The sequence below is a fragment of the Vibrio sp. NH-7 genome (genome assembly GCF_053643215.1).
The window spans coordinates 337498-357871 of sequence record NZ_CM132188.1 but is presented as its reverse complement, the minus strand read 5'-3'; the positions used below and the strand labels follow the sequence as shown (position 1 = coordinate 357871).

General features: G+C 48.7%; 4 protein-coding genes. 1 reads left to right on the top strand and 3 read right to left on the bottom strand.

Annotated features, from left to right (window positions below):
• Positions 1–16: 16 nt before the first annotated feature.
• Entirely contained in the window at positions 17–1264 is a 1248-nt protein-coding gene (locus ACUALS_RS15890) for an MDR family MFS transporter (RefSeq protein ID WP_038140525.1), read from the bottom strand.
• A gap of 406 nt (positions 1265–1670) precedes the next feature.
• Here ACUALS_RS15890 and ACUALS_RS15885 point away from each other — a divergent pair, with 406 nt between their 5' ends.
• Positions 1671–2282 carry a TetR/AcrR family transcriptional regulator gene (locus tag ACUALS_RS15885; protein WP_005470083.1) on the top strand — a complete coding sequence of 204 codons (612 nt, stop codon included), beginning with the start codon at positions 1671–1673 and terminating at the stop codon, positions 2280–2282.
• A gap of 38 nt (positions 2283–2320) precedes the next feature.
• Here ACUALS_RS15885 and ACUALS_RS15880 read toward each other — a convergent pair whose 3' ends face one another.
• Together ACUALS_RS15880 and ACUALS_RS15875 are read right to left on the bottom strand one after the other, a co-directional pair.
• On the bottom strand, positions 2321–2524 hold the full coding sequence (locus ACUALS_RS15880; protein ID WP_334474881.1) for a Flp family type IVb pilin: 204 nt from the start codon (positions 2522–2524) through the stop codon (positions 2321–2323).
• Between the two features lie 252 nt (positions 2525–2776).
• Positions 2777–20230: a retention module-containing protein gene (locus ACUALS_RS15875; RefSeq protein WP_454449814.1), complete on the bottom strand. Its 17454-nt coding sequence runs from the start codon at positions 20228–20230 to the stop codon at positions 2777–2779.
• Positions 20231–20374 lie beyond the last annotated feature (144 nt).

The window sequence follows — 20374 nt, the reverse complement described above, 5'->3', positions numbered from 1 at the left end:
ATCCCCAATCTTGAGATCAACTATTTGAGACAGCCACCTCGCGCTCCACTTGATCGTCAGTGTGCTGAGCAATCCAGTAAAGCCAAATCATGGTCACGCTGACAACAAAGCAGAGTCCAAATAGCCATTGTGCCCCCAACCACTCGACCATTGCGCCACCCAACGCTGGTCCAATGGCAAAACCCAGTGAGTACAGAGCTGTCGCACCAAAATAGGAACCCCGTAAATGCGCGGGAGCCAAACGGTCGATTTGCACGTTAAGCGTCGGGAAAGTAATCACTTCTCCCAAACTAACGATAAAACAGGCAACAGCCCATCCAATCGCCGACTGCTCAGGGGTAAAAATGAACGCCAGTTGACCAAGCGCGATGGCACTCATCCCGATTCGAGTCCGAGTAAACAGTGGCAGTTTTTCCATAACCTTGAGCACCGGAAACTGCAACAATACAATCGTCACAGCATTGACCATCATCAAGAGCGCGATCAGTTTTGCCGCATCTTCAATACCACTGCGGACAATGACTTGCGGAACCGAAGATTCCAATTGAGCGTAGACAAACATCAAGAGTACGTTGGCAAGCAAAAGCAATACAAAGACGCGATCCCTGCTGATCACTTTGACCGTTTGACGAAAGTTAGGCAGTAAAGAGAGGTCTGGCTTGGTAAAACTGCCTTTGCGTTCAATGCCAAACAAGATCCACCCGCTGTAGAGCAAGTGAGTGACACCAGTAACAATAAATAGCAACTGAGGCTGGGCCAAAGCGAGTGTCACGCCGATAAGTGGACCGACGGCCGCGCCAATATTCAACAAAAAGTAGCGAATGTTGAGCGCTAGTTCCCGATCTTTAAGATCACTCAATGCATCGCCGATCACCGCCTTGGCAGGGCCATCGATCAACGGGCGCATAAATCCAGCCAATAGGATTAAGGCATAAAAGTGCCAAACCTGAGTCGCTAAGCCAATCCCCGTGTAGGCGATGAACGCTATCAAACACCCTGCGACCATGATCCATTTGCGCCCGAACTTGTCTGACAGGTAGCCAGAATATAATCCGGTGAGCGATCCCGTTACCGCTGAAAGTGCAAGCATTCCCCCCACTTCCACCGCCGATGCTCCGTAATCTTGATAGAGAAAAACAATCAAGAATGGCCAAGCCATAAAGTAGCTTGTGCGTGCAATAAGAACGCCCACGAGTACAGTCCAGACAGGAAGATTAAATCGTTTTACTCGCTCCCACTGAAACAGGCTTTGTTCTTGTTCCATACGCACTCCTTTGAAGTCAATATTGTTGCATTATTGTGATCGAGTATAAGGAGGTTTTATAAAAACAAAAGCGTTATTTACCCTTGCATGCAAACATCTAGAAAATACGAGTAACAAGTTAAAATTATCAATTATTTTAATTACTTAATAAGTGGTTTTTGAAATTTTACTTGTACGTTTTCTAGCATTTTATCTTGAATTTCCCACTAAAAAGTTGCGTATATCTCGTTTTTGAGCGCCTACTCTCCACACTATGCAAATGTGATCAACCGTACTCTTCATTTCCCTTATGTTCGCAGAGCCATTTGCAACTACCCAAGAAAGTAAACGATGATGTATACTTTGGGCATGTAAATTCTTGAAGGTTAACTCGCCCGTTAACTTTAAATCGGTACAGGTTCTATTCATGCTCAAAAGAAGTGATATAAAACAAGAAGATATCATCCAATCTGCGATAGAGGTTTTTTCTCAAAAAGGACTTGAACAAGCGAGTATGGAAGGAATTTCCAAGCATGCAGGCGTGTCTAAACGCACTTTGTATAAGTACTACCCGAACAAAGACGCGCTGTTCGAAGTCATCGTAGACAAATTGATATGTCGCTTTGATGACCGTTGTGAGCTCAGATATGAGCCGTCTGTCTCAGTGTTTGAACAATTGAAGGCGCTGACACTTAAGCAAATGTGCTACATCAACACGGAAGATTTTCAAGTAACCGCAAGGCTAGTGATGGCGGAATGCATTCGTTGTCCGGAGACGTCAAAACTCTTAATGAGTAAATTTGAAGCGATTGGCGATTCGTATGGTTTGCATGAGTGGATTAAACAAGCGGTCGCCGCTGAAGCCATCGAGGTAGACAACATTCCACTCGCGGTGGAGCAGTACATTGGTAGCATTAAGGCGATTGTATTCTGGCCTCAGTTACTGGCTCATCAACCGCCTGCCACCCAAGATCAACTCATAGTTGCTGTCGACACGGCTGCGCAGATGTTCGTTTCGACCTATCAAACAAAGAGTTAACCTCACTGGCCGATAGATTAGAAGATCAAATCCGGCCCTTAGACTGAATCGATAGTATTGGTCAGGCGTTTGAACAGGTTAATCAGCGAAGATTGTAGTTCAGTGTCTGTAACGAAGATGCTTATAATCATGATTGCGACCACACTCAAGATGAGGACGTATTCGATCGTAGTCACTCCACGCTGATCATCTCTAAACTCTGTGAATAGGAGTTTTAGCTGACTATAAACTCTATTAAACATTTGAATTCTCTTTCTATTTTTATCAATCGACGTCGTGAGACCAAACGAAACCGCATAAGAGTAAGCTCAACTTCATTTTTATTGGACTATGAAGGGGGCTATCTGACTAATTTTACAAATAATTAATGACGATTACGTCGTTGTGCAGCCATTTAATGGCATGCAGTCTAGTTACCTTGGTCCACTCAATCAAGACATTCACTTGTTTTTATTGATTCGGCCCTAATTCGGGCCGATATTCATTACCTTCGATTATTGATGATGAATGATGACATCGTGGTCAAGCAACGAAGAAACAATGTCCAATGAGCTCATACCATCAAGCGACAGCTGCGGCGCCAGATCCTGAACTAAAATGGTCTGTTGTCCTTGCCCTCCTCCTGGATGAAGTGTCAGCTCGATATCTGCACCATCTATCACTTTGGCGTCAATATGATCGAGCAAAACATCCATGTCTATCGACGCTTGTTTAAGCTCAGGAAGCACTTCTCGAAGATCGATTTTATCTCCTTCTGCGATACTAAAGTCTGTGATGGTGTCCGTCGCGCCGTCATCAATATCCAACCAGACGAAGGTATCCATGCCCCCTCCGCCAGTGAGGATGTCTGAGCCAAGCCCACCTTCGAGAATATCATCGCCTTCTCCTCCTTGAAGATGATCGTCTCCAGCCCCTCCAATCAGATGGTCATTACCCGAACCACCTTGCAGCAAATCATCACCGCTGCCGGAATGGAGCTCTGTGTTTCCACCGTCTCCAATAAGTTGCACATCTTGGGCTTGCGTGGACTGGTCTATCGTCGAGCCGTCAATCACCACATCCAAGTTTAAATCTAACGAGGTTGAGCTCGCGGTATCCCCGTTGGACTCTTGCGATATCGCCGTTACGGTGAGCGTGTGGTTCCCCACATCTGCGCCCTCTAACTTCAGGCTGCTGATCGCGTCGGCAGACACCGTCCAAACACCAGACGATAGTGTCACGGTGCCAACATCACTGGTTAGCGTCGCCTCTGCTGGTACGCCAGAAACCTGCAAGAACAGAGTCTCGTTGCTATCAACCAATGCGGCTACTATCCCGACAAATGCGATACCATTTGAGCTTGCCGTCTGGGTCGCGCTGATGTTTTTCACATAATTGTACTGAGGGTCGATGGTTAACGTCGGTGAGTTGGCGACAGGCATGACAGTGATCGTATGTTGAGTCGTCTCCTGCATCACCATTCCAGACGGGTTACCTGAATCAGTCGCAACAACGGTTAAACTGATGGTATCTGTTGGGGCAAAACTTGAATCAAGTAACACACCGCTGCCACTTGCAGGGCTATCCAGCAGAGCATTTAGTTCTGTGATAGTACCCGTTAGCGTGATGGATGCGCCAGTCACTGGGTTGACGACAATTCCCGAACCCGTAGGCACAACAACGCTGAGCGTACCGTAGTCAACACTAAGCTCGACCGACATAAGATCGTTGCTATTGGCGCCAACGTAATCCACATCTGACACGGAAATACCACTAATTAACTGCCCTGCCGCTTCATCAATCAATGCCGTGGCACTGCTCAAGTCCAACTCGGGTTTGTCATTAACTCCTTGTACCTCAAAGTGCACGCTGGCAGCGTCTTGCTTAAAGTCATTCGCACCATTCGTTGTACCATTGTCTTCAATGGTGTAGTCAAGTTTCACCTCGCCATTGAAGTCTTGCGCCGCGGTAAACGTCCAAGACACACCATCTGGATTGAGCGTCAAGCTGCCTTGCCCCTCGGCAACCGTTAGGTCCGTCACCGTGAGTGTATGATTTTCTGGATCGCTTGACGCGTCGATCAATTGCTGAGCGGTGATGATAATCTGACCTTCTTCCAACATCGGAGCCAAATTAACATCCGCAGCATTTGGCGCATCATTGACCTCCGTCACCTGAATCTCGAAGGTTGTTTGATTGGTTGATGACGTCGAGGCGTCTCCCGAGATGATTGCGCCATTGTTGCCGCCATCATCCACACTTGCTGTCACGGTTACCGCCCCACCTGAATTAAGATCGTTGCTGTCGAGATCAGGATTAAACGATATGTTGCCCGCAGACAACGCCGCATTGATGTTGGCGACAGTACCTGAAATGACCAAATTCTGATTGGCGTCGTAGTTCAAACTTAGATCAAAGAGAGTAGCCGTATTCGGATCGAAAATAAGCTCCCCTTTATCGAGACTCAATGTGAGTGTATAAACCGCGTTGGGGTCATCATATTGAGCATCAATGTCCGCGATTTGGAAATTATCAATCGCAATCGCCGTGTCTTCTTGTGTCTCTAAATCAGTGACATTGACAAAGGTAGGACGGTCATTAATTGGGTCGATGCTCAATGCCACCTCAAAGCTCACCGCAGGTCCAAGGTATTCATTACCAGAGGCATCTTTATCGACTGACTGAACGCTGATTGTGAGAGGCGCATCAATGCCAAAAGCGTTGCCCACATCACTATTGTGCTGACCAGAATTAAACACGATTTTGTCGAGTTGTTGTGCAGCAACGTTAACAATCCAGACATTGTTCACTGCATCATATTGACCTAAATTGCCATCGGCGTCATAGATAGTTGCATCGCTTGGAACATCGCGAATTTCAACACGGACAGTCTCTGGAGCATTTTCGCTGTAGACTCCATTGCCTGTTGCCGAAAGCGCTTTATCCACTACTGACGCATTGATCGCAATATCTATGTTTTCTCCCTCAACGCCACTGACGGCATTCGTTGCATCAACATCAATCACGTCTCCCTGTGGCGTCACGTTGATTTTGAAGTTAGGGAGATTCGCCGCTTGCGTCGGCACACCCAGCAGCGATTCTTGGGTAAATACCGTCAAAGCAAATTCCGCGCTGCCACTAAAATGCTTCGGAGGCAGAACAGATAGAGCTCCTAAGTTGAGAGAGTCTCCCGCGCCAGAAGGCAGTTGAACACTCCATTCTCCCCCACCATTGTTTTTTACTGTGTAACCGCTTGACGGATCAGCCGTTAAAAGAAAACCTTCCGGCACATCAGTGAACTTGATGGAAACAAAATGCTCGGAGCCATCGAGATCAGTCAGCGAAATCGATACGTCTCCGGAACTTGCCAATGAGATTTCTGTGTCTTCCAACCCCGTCACTTCAAGCGTTTGGCTAGGGTCCACACCTGGACCTGTAACAAGCACCGGATCAACCACAGGTACAACATCAAAGCTCACACTCGTTGAAAAGCTTCCACTGTCTGTCGCGGTTTGCGTTGGAACAAGCTCGTTAAACGTTGCGGTATCCGTTACAGAGCCAGTCACATTGACTTGGACAGTATTGTCGTCGTTACCTGTTGGGTAGTTTGCTTGCGGCTTGAAGAGCACATTATCGAGTGCTCCCGCTGCAATCTCCGCTTGGCTGAAGGTGACTGTAGAACCAAGCGCCTGATACGAGAACGTCCCATCACCATTATCAACAAGCTGGTAGAACTCCCCGACCGAAGGATCCGCCAAACTTAGGGTGATGGAGGAAAGCACTTCATTGCCACCTTCAATTCCCGTCACTTGGTCTGCGATTTGGTAGCCAAACCCAAGTTGAATGTAGCTATCTTCATAGCCCTCCAGGTCTTGCCCAGCGATGCCGTCCTGATCAATTGGCACTTGGTTATCATCTAACGAGCCTTTCACCGTTAAGCTAATGTCCGGTTCACTGCCAGTGACGTCCGCAATCGGGTCAACTTTGACGATCACATTGCCATTTTCCACTTTCTCATCACCGGATGTCGTATCTTTGGTAATGACGGTAATTGGCAACCTGAAATCTCCTGAATAATCATCAGGTAAGTTGAGCATCAGGCCATCAAAACTTTCCACTTGTCCAGAGGCTGAAATACCCGTTTGGAACACGAACTGACCGTTGACAAAATCGACCTCGCCACCGGATATCGAAATCGGATAAGTCACGCCGCCAACGGTTACCGTATTGCCTATGATGATGGTCACTTCGTCAGCGCTGCCGTCTTGGTTGGTAAAGCTGATCACTGAATCCAGCTGTTTACCTAGGTCGACTTGATTGTCTTCAGTAGCGGTAATCACACTATCTGGTGTAATGCTGGCCACAGCAGCGACCTCATTGCCTACCACTACCTCTTCAGGGAAGGAGAGATCCAACGTCGTTTCGCGAAGCGTAGATTTGGAGTTTTCATTGCTATCTTCACCTTGGTCAATGACTAAGGTTTGAATGTTCATCTTGATACTGTTGAACGCCAGAGGATCGTCATCAGAACTGCTATTCGGCGTCAGATCCAAACCATAAGGCGCACGAATACTGAACGCATCCTCATTGGTAATGACCCAGCGCCCATTGCCCTCATAAGCGGCACCTGTCACCAGCAGTTGGTCGAGAATATCCTCACTCAACGCACTTCCATCAAGGTGAGTAAGGGTAACAATAACGTCGCTGACCACTTCTTGTGATGACAAATCGGTTTCTTGATATTTCACCACATATTCGCCATCCCACACTTCGGCACCTGTTCCGTCGGTCGCGGTGTTATCAGCATTAGTGGTAAAACGAATCCCCCCTTGCGCGTTAGCCGTAATTGCATTGACAACGCTGGCACCAGACTCATCCGTCACGATCAAGGTATTGTTGCTGTCTTGTGGCTCAACGATTGGGCGCACCACAACGGTCAGTTCGCCCGTGATGGTAGCGGTTACCCGACCACCTTCGCCGACAATTGAGTCACTCGTGTATTCATGATCTCGCTCTTCCACTTCCACAACGGTATTCAATTTGAAATCCGTACTGGAGTCTTTGGGCGGAGTAATTTGAATAAAGTTATTTGCCAAAGCATCTTGGGTGAATGACTGTGCGGATTGGGTTGCCCCTGGGGTAATGGTTAACGTCCCCGATGCCGCGTCATACACCGCGACAACGTCGCTACTGTTTACATTGACCGCGGCACCATTTGGAATTCCAGTAATCGTAATGGAAGTAAAGTGTTCGTCATCATCAATGTAATCTGTCCCTTCAGGGTGCCAATTGATGTTGATTGGTGTGTCTTCATCGCCAACAGACTGATTGGTATAAGTCGCTGAGGCGTCAATAACGGGTGCAACCTTAATGCGAATCTCTTGTTCAAACTCGCGACTGTGTCCATCATTTTCCGTCACGATGACGGTACCTTTGATGTGAATATTCTCCGTTGATGAATCAACCGGTCGAACAATAATGCCTGACGTGGTGTTTAAACCCGTTATATTGGCTTCATAGATCGGCTGACCGCTGCCATCATAGCCGACAAAGTTGAGATCAATCTGCGTTCCATCACTGTCCTCAATGACAACACCTTGCGGAATATTTGAGAGCAGTACAGTTAACGACTCTGAACCGTCCAGCGGTTTGTCTTCGCGCTCGCCAGAGATGATCGAGAAATCAAGTACCGCAAAGCTATCACCATTTTGACTCTCATTGATGGTTGTCTCTACGCCTGAAACTGCGCCATCCGTAAACTCGCTCCACTGGCTTCCGGCAACAACGCCCTGAGGAACATCCGCCACCCCTTTGACACTGACATTGACTGTTTTCGAGCCCATGATCGCTTCGTCAACTAACGTTGTCGTCGACAGGCTTGCGCTATCTTTCACTACCCCTGTCACATCAAACTTGAAGTCCGCGTTGCTGTGTAACTCTGGTATCACTTCTACGTTATGTATCTGATCATAAGGGACTTCTTGATAGACGACGCCATTGATCGTTACCGTTGTCAGTTGACTAGGCGCAGCGCCTTGCCAAGAAAGCGTAGCGCCCTCTGTAATGTTTGAGATTCTAACGAACAGCACTTCAGAGCCATCGGTGTCCACTGAAGGTGACATTTGAATCACTTCGTCCAAAGTAAACGGGTCTTTGTCTGTCGCGGGATCAACCGTATTTTGGGTCGCCGCATTGTCTTCGAAAATAGCAATCCGATTGACACTAAAACTGCCAAGATCCGCATCCGGTCGAACATCGAAAATGAGCGCTTTTACATCAGACTGGGCACTCCCCTTGTCGGTCACAGCATTGGTTGACTCGGTTGTAATGGCAACCACATCAATCTGTATCGTGCCGGAGAAGTTCTCATTCGGGTTGACTTGAATCGTATTGATATCAGCAGATGAAACAATGAAATTCCCGTCTGCGTTTGGCACTAATGGTGAGCCGTTTTTGTCAAGTAACTCGAAGTGGCCATCACCCTGCGAAACGGTTAATTGATAAGTTATCGTTTCCGGGTTGAGCGTGTCTTGAGTCAGCGCCTGTAGATTCAGGGTTGCATTAGATGAATCTTCATCTAACACGTAATGATACGTGCTATTGCTATCGTCCCATGTCGCAATATCCGCCACGCTTTCCACTTCCATGGTGAACTGCGAGTTGAGTCGATGATCTAACGCACCATCATTGTGAATCTCAAGTTGATATTTAATTTGAAAACCGCGATCAGTCGTGGAGTAGTTTCTGTCTGGCACAAAATACAAGTTGTTGATTGTAGTTATCTGATCGCCATTACCATTCACAATCGAACTCTGGTCTATCAATGAGCCTGCAAAGTAAATTTTGCCTGAATTATCAGCCGTGAGCTCTACATACTCTGACCCATCAAAATAGAAGAATTTACCATGATGTTGCCCTGCTTTGATTGTCATGCCGCCAATCGATTCGTTATTGTCGGCATCGTATAGGTTGGCTTGCAACTTAACCTGTGTAGGAACGCCAACACCCGGAATGTCCGCTTGATTGTCTTGTGAGTTGGCTGTCTCCAAAGGTGTAGGATTCGCGGCACTATAATCAATTGATGGCGCTCTACCCGAGTCTTCAAACGAGACCACTTTAAGAGGGATCGCAGAGGCTCTTCGGTCTTCAATGGTGATTTCAAGCGGCGCCACAGAGGTATCTTTATCTCCGTCGGTGGCGGTCAGATTTACGGTAAACACAAAGTTATCACCGTCATGTTCGAGGTTATCGAACGCTCTAAACTCAACTTCTCCGTTAGAGTTTATTCTTAACTCGCCCAAATCACGCACAGCGGTATTGCCATTGCTGTCTTGATACTCCTGCGCCACGACAATGCGTTGGCTTCCAGAGCTCAGGTCGACACCATCCACATAGCTGCCACCCTGCTTGAACAGAATGTCCGAACCACTGGACGTTGTCCCTTCAATTCGGGTTAGCTCTGCGCCATCTGCGCCTTTGTCGGTCGCACTGTCAAACATATTGACCATCGAGCGATTGAAACCTTGCCCCTCAACACGACTGATCTCCTGCTGGGTTAATGTCGGAACGTCATCCACAATAGTAATAGGTAGGCTAATTGGGTTGGATTTGTCACCATCAAAATCAAGCGCCTGAATATTGAAATCAATTTGTACTTGATTCTGCTCATTGGCATTCGGATGCTCGACCGGCTGCAATAAATTAAAGGTGTAACTGTTGTCAGAGGTATCAAAAGTCAAGGAGAACACAGCTTGCTGACTGCCAGACGTCTGTGCAATATAAGTAAACGTCGTCCCGTTCTCGACAACGGCTCTCCACTCGAGGCTCTCGCCCCCACTTTGCAAACCAACCAGGCTATCGGCAGGCGCGATTAGCTGGTACTCGGTAACGCCGTCGGCGCCTTCGTCAACCACAAACTGGCCGTGGATTTGGGTATCCTCTGTTTGATCGGACCCAATACCAACCAGATCATCCTCATCAACTCGCGTTTCGCCTTGAGTACCTGTAATGATCGGCTCGTCGTCTGCTACTGAAATAGGCAACGGGTACGCAGGTGACGCATCCCCATCTCCATCAATCGCAACAACATCAAAGGGAATAGTCAGAGAGTCGGAATCAGGCGCATGATCTAACGGTTGTAATAACTCGAAGCGATACGAACCATCGTCGCCTAGTTCAAGGGTAAACACGACCGTATTGCCTGCAACCGCTTGATAACTTGTGGTATTCGCCGCACCGTCATATTTTTCGATTGTTAACTCGACGCCGCCGGAATGAAGACCCGACAGTGCGCTGTCGATATTCCCAAGCTCGAAGTGGACAATATCGTCGGCACCTCTCGTGACTTCAAACTGTCCGGTCGCGACCGAGCTAGCGGAGAGATCATTTTCATCCACATTGAAACCACTTCCAGCGGCAGTACTGTCTATGGTAGGGAGATCATCCGCAATCGTTACCACCATAGGTTTCATCACTGAGTCGTCATTGTCACTATCAACCGCATAAACAGGCAAGTTAAAGCTCAATACATCATCTTTTGCTCCAGATAGAGCATGATCGAGCGCTTCAATCAATGTAAAGGTGTAATCGCCTTTATTGCTGGCATCGAAGTTGAGTGTAAAGACGGTGGTCTCCGCACCGTTCACCGCCGTGGTAAAGCCGATGTACTGGCCAGAATCTGCAGGCTCTTCTCGAAGCTCTACCTCTAGCCCATTCGATTTGAGCGAGCCGTCAGTATTGAACTCACTTGGCTCAAGGCGGAAATGACCTAGGTTGTCGCTGCCTTCGGTATAACTGATCGTGCCCGTGGCATGCACCGCACTGCCGCTTGGTGCAGAGCCATCCGTTAGTTGAGATTCAGATAGACTCACCGACGGAACAGTATTGATCACCGGATCGTCGCCATCTTGGATGGTTAAAGTAACCTTGGCGCTGACACTGTCTTTGTCGAAATCGCCCGACGTCACGACGATGTTTTTCACAATATCGCCACTCTCATGGTCTAAATCACGATTGGGCTCAAAGCGCATTTCGCCATCAAGGGTGATATAGAGCGAGCCTTCTTGGTAGTCAAACTTCTGCTCACCAGTGACGTTTTGGTCAAGCTGCTGCGTTGGGTTATCACCAAACTTAAATTCGGTGATGGTGGCGCCATCGGCACTGTGTCCAGGCATCACATCGATGGTCGCTGTTGTTGGGTTTTCGCCTTGATTCGGCTCAGTGATGGTCCAGCTGCCATTTTGCATTAACTGGACATCATCAGTGATGGTGATATCGAGATCGGCTTGGACAGAGTTATCACCGTCGCTGTCAACCATGTAGACGGGCAGCGCAAAACTGAGATCGTTATTCCCGTCCGCATTGGCATGATCGATGGCTTCAATCAGTGTGAAAGTGTAATCGGCACTATTAAAATCAAGGGTAAAGACAATGGTCTCTGCGCCGTTTGCCGCCGTGGTAAAGCCGATATATTGTCCAGAGTCTGCGGGCTCTTCTCGAAGCTCTATGACAAGCCCATTCGATTTTAGCGAGCCGTCAGTATTGAACCCAGTTGGTTCAAGGCGGAAATGACTTAGGTTGTCGCTGCCTTCGGTATAACTGATCGTGCCCGTGGCTTGCACCGCATTGCCGCTTGGCGCTGAGCCATCCGTTAGTTGAGATTCAGATAGACTCACCGACGGAACAATATTGATCACCGGATCGTCGCCATCTTGGATGGTTAAAGTAACCGTGGCGCTGACACCGTCTTTGTCGAAATCACCCGAAGTAACGACGATGTCTGTCACAATATCCCCATTTTCATGGTCCAAATCGCGATTCGGCTCAAAGCGAATCTCACCATCAAGGGTGATATAAAGCGAGCCTTCTGGGTAATCGAACTTCTGCTCACCAGTTATCGATTGGTCAAGCTGCTGCGTGGGGTTGTCACCAAACTTAAACTCGGTGATGGTGGCGCCATCGGCACTGTGTGCAGGCATCACATCGAAGGTCGCGGTGGTTGGGTTTTCGCCTTGATTCGGCTCCGTAATGGTCCAACTGCCGTTCTGCATTAACTGGACATCGTCAGTGATGGTGATATCCAAATCGGCTTTAGCGGAGTTATCGCCGTCAGTGTCAACCATATACACGGGCAGCGCAAAGCTAAGATTGTTATTACCGTCCGCATTGGCATGGTCGATCGCTTCAACCAATGTGAAGGTGTAATCGGCATTACTAAAATTAAGGGTAAAGACAGTGGTCTCCACTCCGTTTGCCGCCGTGGTAAAGCCAATGTACTGACCAGAATCTGCAGGCTCTTCTCGAAGCTCGACCACTAACCCATTCGATTTGAGCGAGCCGTCGGTATTGAACTCACTTGGCTCAAGACGGAAGTGACTTAAGTTGTCGCTGCCTTCGGTATAACTGATTGTGCCCGTGGCTTGCACTACACTGCCGCGCGGCGCCGAGCCATCCGCCAATTGAGACTCAGATAGACTTACCGATGGCACAGTATTGATCACCGGATCATCGCCATCTTGGATGGTTAAGGTGACCGTTGCGCTGACACTGTCTTTATCGAAATCGCCCGAGGTCACGACGATGTTTTTCACGATATCGCCTGCAGAGTGGTCTAAATCGCGATTAGGCTCAAAGCGCATCTCACCACCAAGAGTGATATAAAGCGAGCCTTCTGGGTAATCAAATTTCTGCTCGCCAGTGACAGTCTGGTCAAGCTGTTGCGTGGGGTTATCACCAAACTTAAACTCGGTGATGGTTGCGCCATCGGCACTGTGTGCAGGCATCACATCGAAGGTCGCGGTGGTTGGATTTTCGCCTTGATTCGGCTCGGTAATAGTCCAGCTGCCGTTTTGCATGAGTTGGACATCGTCGGTGATGGTGATATCGAGATCGGCTTTGGCGGAGTTGTCGCCATCGCTGTCAACCATATAGATGGGCAGCGTAAAGCTGAGATCGTTGTTACCATCCGCATTGGCGTGATCGAACGCATCAATCAATGTGAAGGTGTAATCGGCATTATTAAAAACAAGGGTAAAGACAGTGGTCTCCACTCCGTTTGCCGCCGTGGTAAAGCCGATATACTGACCAGAATCTGCAGGCTCTTCTCGCAGCTCAACCACTAGCCCATTCGATTTGAGCGAGCCGTCAGTATTGAACTCACTTGGCTCAAGGCGGAAGTGACTTAGGTTGTCGCTGCCTTCGGTGTAGTTGATCGTGCCCGTGGCTTGCACCGCACTGCCGCTTGGCGCAGAGCCATCAGCTAATTGAGCTTCGGATAGACTCACCGATGGCACAGTATTGATCACCGGATCGTCGCCATCTTGGATGGTTAAAGTAACCGTTGCGCTGACAGTGTCTTTGTCGAAATCGCCCGAGGTAACAACGATGTTTTTCACGATATCGCCTGCAGAGTGGTCCAGATCGCGATTCGGCTCAAAGCGCATCTCACCGTCAAGGGTGATGTAAAGCGCGCCTTCTGGGTAATCAAATTTCTGCTCACCAGTGATGTTTTGATCAAGCTGCTGCGCTGGGTTGTCACCAAACTTAAACTCGGTGATGGTTGCGCCATCGGCACTGTGTGAAGGCATGACATCAATGGTCGCGGTGGTTGGGTTTTCGCCTTGATTCGGTTCAGTGATGGTCCAACTGCCATTTTGCATCAGTTGGACATCGTCGGTGATGGTGATATCGAGATTGGCTTTGGCGGAATTATCACCGTCGCTGTCGACCATATACACGGGCAGCGCAAAACTGAGATCGTTATTCCCGTCCGCATTAGCGTGATCGATCGCTTCAATCAATGTGAAGGTGTAATCGGCATTATTAAAATCAAGGGTAAAGACAGTGGTCTCCACTCCGTTCGCCCCCGTGGTAAAGCCAATGTACTGACCAGAATCAGCAGGCTCTTCTCGAAGCTCAACCACTAGCCCATTCGACTTGAGCGAGCCGTCAGTATTGAACTCACTTGATTCAAGGCGGAAATGACTTAGGTTGTCGCTACCTTCGGTATAGCTAATCGTGCCCGTGGCTTGCACTGCACTACCACTTGGCGCCGAGCCATCGGCTAATTGAGCTTCGGATAGACTTACCGATGGGACAGTATTGATCACCGGATCGTCGCCATCTTGAATGGTTAAAGTAACCGTTGCGCTGACACTGTCTTTGTCGAAATCACCCGACGTCACGACGATGTCTTTCACGATATCGCCATTCTTATGGTCTAAATCACGATTGGGCTCAAAGCGCATCTCACCATCGAGGGAGATATAGAGCGAGCCTTCTGGGTAATCGAATTTCTGCTCACCAGTGAGGCTTTGGTCAAGTTGCTGCGTGGGGTTATCACCAAACTTAAACTCAGCGATGGTGGCGCCGTCGGCACTGTGTGCTGGCATAACATCGATGGTCGCAGTGGTTGGGTTTTCGCCTTGATTCGGCTCGGTAATGGTCCAACTGCCATCTTGCATTAACTGGACATCGTCGGTGATAGTAATATCGAGATTGGCTTTGGCGGAGTTATCACCATCGCTGTCGACCATATAGATGGGCAGCGCAAAACTCAGGTCGTTATTACCATCCGCATTGGCATGGTCGATCGCTTCAATCAGCGTAAAAGTATAATCGCCTTTGTTAGTTCCATCGAAGTTGAGCGTAAAGACGGTTGTCTCAACGCCGTTCGCTGCCGTGGTAAAGCCGATATATTGCCCTGAATCTGCAGGCTCTTCTCGAAGCTCAATCACAAGCCCATTCGATTTGAGCGCGCCGTCGGTATTGAACTCACTTGGCTCAAGGCGGAAGTGACTTAAGTTGTCGCTGCCTTCGGTATAACTGATTGTGCCTGTGGCTTGGACCGCACTGCCGCTTGGCGCAGAGCCATCGGCTAGTTGAGATTCGGATAGACTTACCGATGGTACAGCGTTGATCACCGGATCATCGCCATCTTGAATGGTTAAGGTGACTGTGGCACTGACACTGTCTTTGTCGAAATCACCCGAGGTGACGACGATGTTTTTCACGATATCGCCTGCAGAGTGGTCTAAATCGCGATTAGGCTCAAAGTGCATCTCACCACCAAGAGTGATATAGAGCGACCCTTCTGGGTAATCGAACTTCTGCTCACCAGTTATCGATTGGTCAAGCTGCTGCGCTGGGTTATCACCAAACTTAAATTCGGTGATGGTGGCGCCATCGGCACTGTGCGCTGGCATAACATCGATGGTCGCTGTGGTTGGGTTTTCGCCTTGATTCGGCTCGGTAATGGTCCAACTGCCATCTTGCATTAACTGGACATCGTCGGTGATAGTAATATCGAGATTGGCTTTGGCGGAGTTATCACCATCGCTGTCGACCATATAGATGGGCAGCGCAAAACTCAGGTCGTTATTACCATTCGCATTGGCATGGTCGATCGCTTCAATCAGCGTAAAGGTGTAATTGACATTATTAAAATCGAGGGTAAAGACGATTGTCTCTGCGCCATTCGTCGCCGTGGTAAAGCCGATATATTGCCCGGAGTCAGCGGGATCTTCTCGAAGCTCGACCACAAGCCCATTCGACTTAAGCGAGCCGTCAGTATTGAACTCACTTGGCTCAAGGCGGAAGTGACTTAGGTTGTCGCTGCCTTCGGTATAACTGATTGTGCCTGTGGCTTGCACCGCACTGCCGCTTGGCGCTGAGCCATCGGCTAATTGAGACTCAGATAGACTTACCGATGGCACAGCGTTGATCACCGGATCATCGCCATCTTGGATGGTTAAGGTGACCGTGGCACTGAGACTGTCTTTGTCGAAATCGCCCGACGTCACTACGATGTCTTTCACAATATCGCCATTCTCATGGTCCAAATCGCGATTAGGCTCAAAGCGTATTTCGCCGTCAAGCGTGATATAGAGCGAGCCTTCTGGGTAATCAAATTTCTGCTCACCAGTTATCGATTGGTCAAGCTGCTGCGTTGGGTTGTCACCAAACTTAAATTCGCTGATAGTGGCACCATCGGCACTGTGTGCAGGCATCACATCGATGGTCGTGGTGGTTGGCGTGTCTCCGGTATTCGGTTCAGTAATAGTCCAACTGCCATTTTGCATCAACTGAACATCGTCGGTGATGGTGATATCCAAATCGGCTTTGGCGGAGTTATCGCCGTCGCTGTCGACCATATAAACGGGTAGAGCAAAACTGAGATCGTTATTACCATCCGCATTGGCGTGGTCGAACGCTTCAATCAGTGTGAAGGTGTAATCGCCTTTGTTGGTGCCATCGAAGTTTAGCGCAAAGACGGTGGTCTCCACTCCGTTTGCCGCCGTGGTAAAGCCGATATATTGCCCTGAATCTGCGGGCTCTTCTCGAAGCTCTATTACAAGCCCATTCGATTTGAGCGAGCCGTCAGTATTGAACTCACTTGGCTCAAGGCGGAAATGACTTAGGTTGTCGCTACCTGCGGTATAACTGATTGTACCCGTGGCTTGCACCGCACTGCCGCTTGGCGCTGAGCCATCAGCTAGTTGAGACTCAGATAGACTTACCGATGGCACTGTATTGATCACCGGATCGTCGCCATCTTGAATAGTTAAAGTGACCGTTGCGCTGACACTGTCTTTGTCGTAATCACCCGACGTCACGACGATGTCTTTCACGATATCGCCATTCTTATGGTCTAAATCACGATTAGGCTCAAAGCGCATCTCACCGTCAAGGGTGATATAGAGCGAGCCTTCTGGGTAATCAAATTTCTGCTCGCCAGTGACAGTCTGGTCAAGCTGGTGCGCTGGGTTATCACCAAACTTAAATTCAGTGATGGTGGCGCCATCAGCACTGTGCGCTGGCATCACATCGATAGTCGCAGTGGTTGGCGCCTCTCCGGAATTTGGCTCCGCAATGGTCCAACTGCCATTTTGCATTAACTGGACATCGTCGGTGATGGTGATATCCAAGTTGGCTTTGGCGGAATTATCGCCATCGCTGTCAACCATATAGACGGGCAGCGCAAAGCTGAGATCGTTGTTGCCATCCGCATTGGCATGGTCGATCGCTTCAATCAGCGTAAAGGTGTAATCGGCATTATTAAAATCAAGGGTAAAGATGGTGGTCTCCACACCGTTTGCCGCCGTGGTAAAGCCGATGTATTGCCCAGAATCTGCAGGCTCTTCTCGCAGCTCGACCACAAGCCCATTCGATTTGAGCGAGCCGTCAGTATTGAACTCACTTGGCTCAAGACGGAAGTGACTTAGGTTGTCGCTGCCTTCGGTGTAACTGATCGTGCCCGTGGCTTGCACCGTACTGCCACTTGGCACAGAGCCATCCGTTAGCTGAGATTCGGATAGACTTACTGATGGCACAGTATTGATCACCGGATCGTCGCCATCTTGGATGGTTAAAGTAACCGTGGCGCTGACACTGTCTTTGTCGAAATCGCCCGACGTCACGACGATGTTTTTCACAATATCGCCATTCTCATGGTCTAAATCGCGATTAGGCTCAAAGCGCATTTCGCCGTCAAGAGTGATATAGAGCGCCCCTTCTGGGTAATCGAATTTCTGCTCGCCAGTGACAGTCTGGTCAAGTTGCTGCGTTGGGTTATCACCAAACTTAAACTCGGTGATGGTGGCACCATCAGCACTGTGCGCTGGCATCACATCGATGGTCGCGGTGGTTGGGTTTTCGTCTTGATTCGGCTCCGTAATAGTCCAACTGCCATCTTGCATTAACTGGACATCGTCGGTGATAGTAATATCGAGATCGGCTTTGGCTGAGTTATCGCCATCGCTGTCAACCATATAGATGGGCAGCGCAAAGCTGAGATCGTTGTTGCCATCCGCATTGGCATGGTCGATGGCTTCAATTAGCGTGAAGGTGTAATCGGCATTATTAAAATCAAGGGTAAAGACAGTGGTCTCCACTCCGTTTGCCGCCGTGGTAAAGCCAATGTACTGACCAGAATCTGCAGGCTCTTCTCGAAGCTCTTCTCGAAGCTCGACCACAAGCCCATTTGATTTGAGCAAACCGTCAGTATTGAACTCACTTGGCTCAAGGCGGAAGTGACTTAGGTTGTCGCTGCCTTCGGTATAACTGATTGTGCCTGTGGCTTGCACCGCACTGCCGCTTGGCGCTGAGCCATCGGCTAACTGAGTTTCGGATAGACTCACTGATGGGATAGTATTGATCACCGGATCGTCGCCATCTTGAATGGTTAAAGTGAGCGTTGCGCTGACACTGTCTTTATCGAAATCGCCCGACGTCACGACGATGTGTTTCACAATATCGCCATTCTCATGATCTAAATCGCGATTAGGCTCAAAGCGCATCTCACCATCAAGGGTGATATAGAGCGAGCCTTCTGGGTAATCGAATTTCTGCTCACCAGTGAGGCTTTGGTCAAGTTGCTGCGCTGGGTTATCACCAAACTTAAACTCGGTGATGGTGGCGCCATCGGCACTGTGTGCAGGCATCACATCGATGGTCGCGGTGGTTGGGTTTTCGTCTTGATTCGGCTCCGTAATAGTCCAACTGCCGTTTTGCATTAACTGGACATCGTCGGTGACCACAACGTTTAAAGAGGTTGTTGGTGTTCGGTCATTGTCGGAATCAATTGCGAAAATCGGCAATGAAAAAATCAGTTCATTGTTATTTTGCCCATCGGGATGATCCAGAGCTTCGCTCAACTCAAACGTATAGGAGCCCTTGGTATTGGTATCGAAACTAAACGTGAAAACCGTAACTTCACTACCCGTAGAATCAGTATAAACACCCAAATAGGTCCCCGAATCTGCCGGCTCTTCTCTAAGTTCAATCGAATATCCCTGTGACGTTAAATTTGCCGAAGCATTAAACGCATCGACATCAACAACAAACTTAGTGATAGTGTCACTACCTTCGCTAAAGGTAACCTGCCCCTGTGATTCGACGGCACTGGTTGATGGTATCGACCCATCAGTCAAAGCTGACTCGCTTACTTGAGCCTGAGGAACAGATTCGATAGCCGGATTGTCACCGTCAGCGATTGTAACTTGAGCGGACACGGGAAGCTGAATAGGGTTGCCTCCAGTATCACTACCACTAATTTCGAATGAGATGGATACCTGATCATCAGCGATCGACACCAAGCCCCCCGCGATACTCGGCACATGATCGATGGGTTGGTATATCGTGGTTGTCAGCTGAAGATTGACGTCTTTGCCAATGTTGGTCGCATCTATATCAATGTTCACGACCTCAAGACCGCCGAGCTCACCTATAATGGCGTTCGAAGCTGAATCATATCTGAAAGAGACGGCCTGACCGCCAGAGGTGATATCACTGTTGAGCTCAGCCAATAGCGCTGAAAGCGAGGCCGCCGTTGGCACAAAAGTGTTAGAGTCTAACGGTAAATCGCCAGCAAAAATCGTCGCGGAAGACGTTATAGACTGAGGGTAGGTACTAAGAGATATTGAGCCTTCGACCAAGGTTTCTGAAAGATTATTTCCCCCGGCTGCAAATACCAATGGCCTAGCTTGCTCCTCATCGACAACGTCCGCTTCTCCTGAAATCCCATTCGTTTCGAAAAACGTACTCGCGAGTACCTCAGCACCATTGTATTCGATCGTAACAAAACCAGCGTTAGCAGAACCTGCACCGCCACCTGCTGCTGTCGCTTCCAATATTTCAGTCGGATCGGCGCCAGCTAAAATGGCTTCTTGTATGGCATCAATATCGAGACCAGAAATGGAAGCGTCTTCCAACTGCTCGACGTCAATTGAGACATCTCCATCAATATCCGCGGTTACCCAACCGCCAGAATTGTCAGAGCAGGCAAGGCAATTATCAGGGACATATACGGTGTCCAAAACAATAGAGGCGTGACTAGCCGTTAATACTATGTCGTTGACTGCAATAGTATCGCCGACTTTCGCCTTTCTGGCATCCCCATCGACGTTAACAATCACAACGTCACCGTTAACTTCTTTTACAACAGCAGCTTGGCGCAATACCTCAATATCCATACCTTCTCCCCCGACCTTCTAGCCGATGCGACTCGATCGATGTTTATTATTTGTTTTATAAACTCATTCACCCAAAGTAACAAATTTCGACATTTTTGCGACTCATTTAACCTGATATGAGAACTATCAAACGGCTGATTTGAG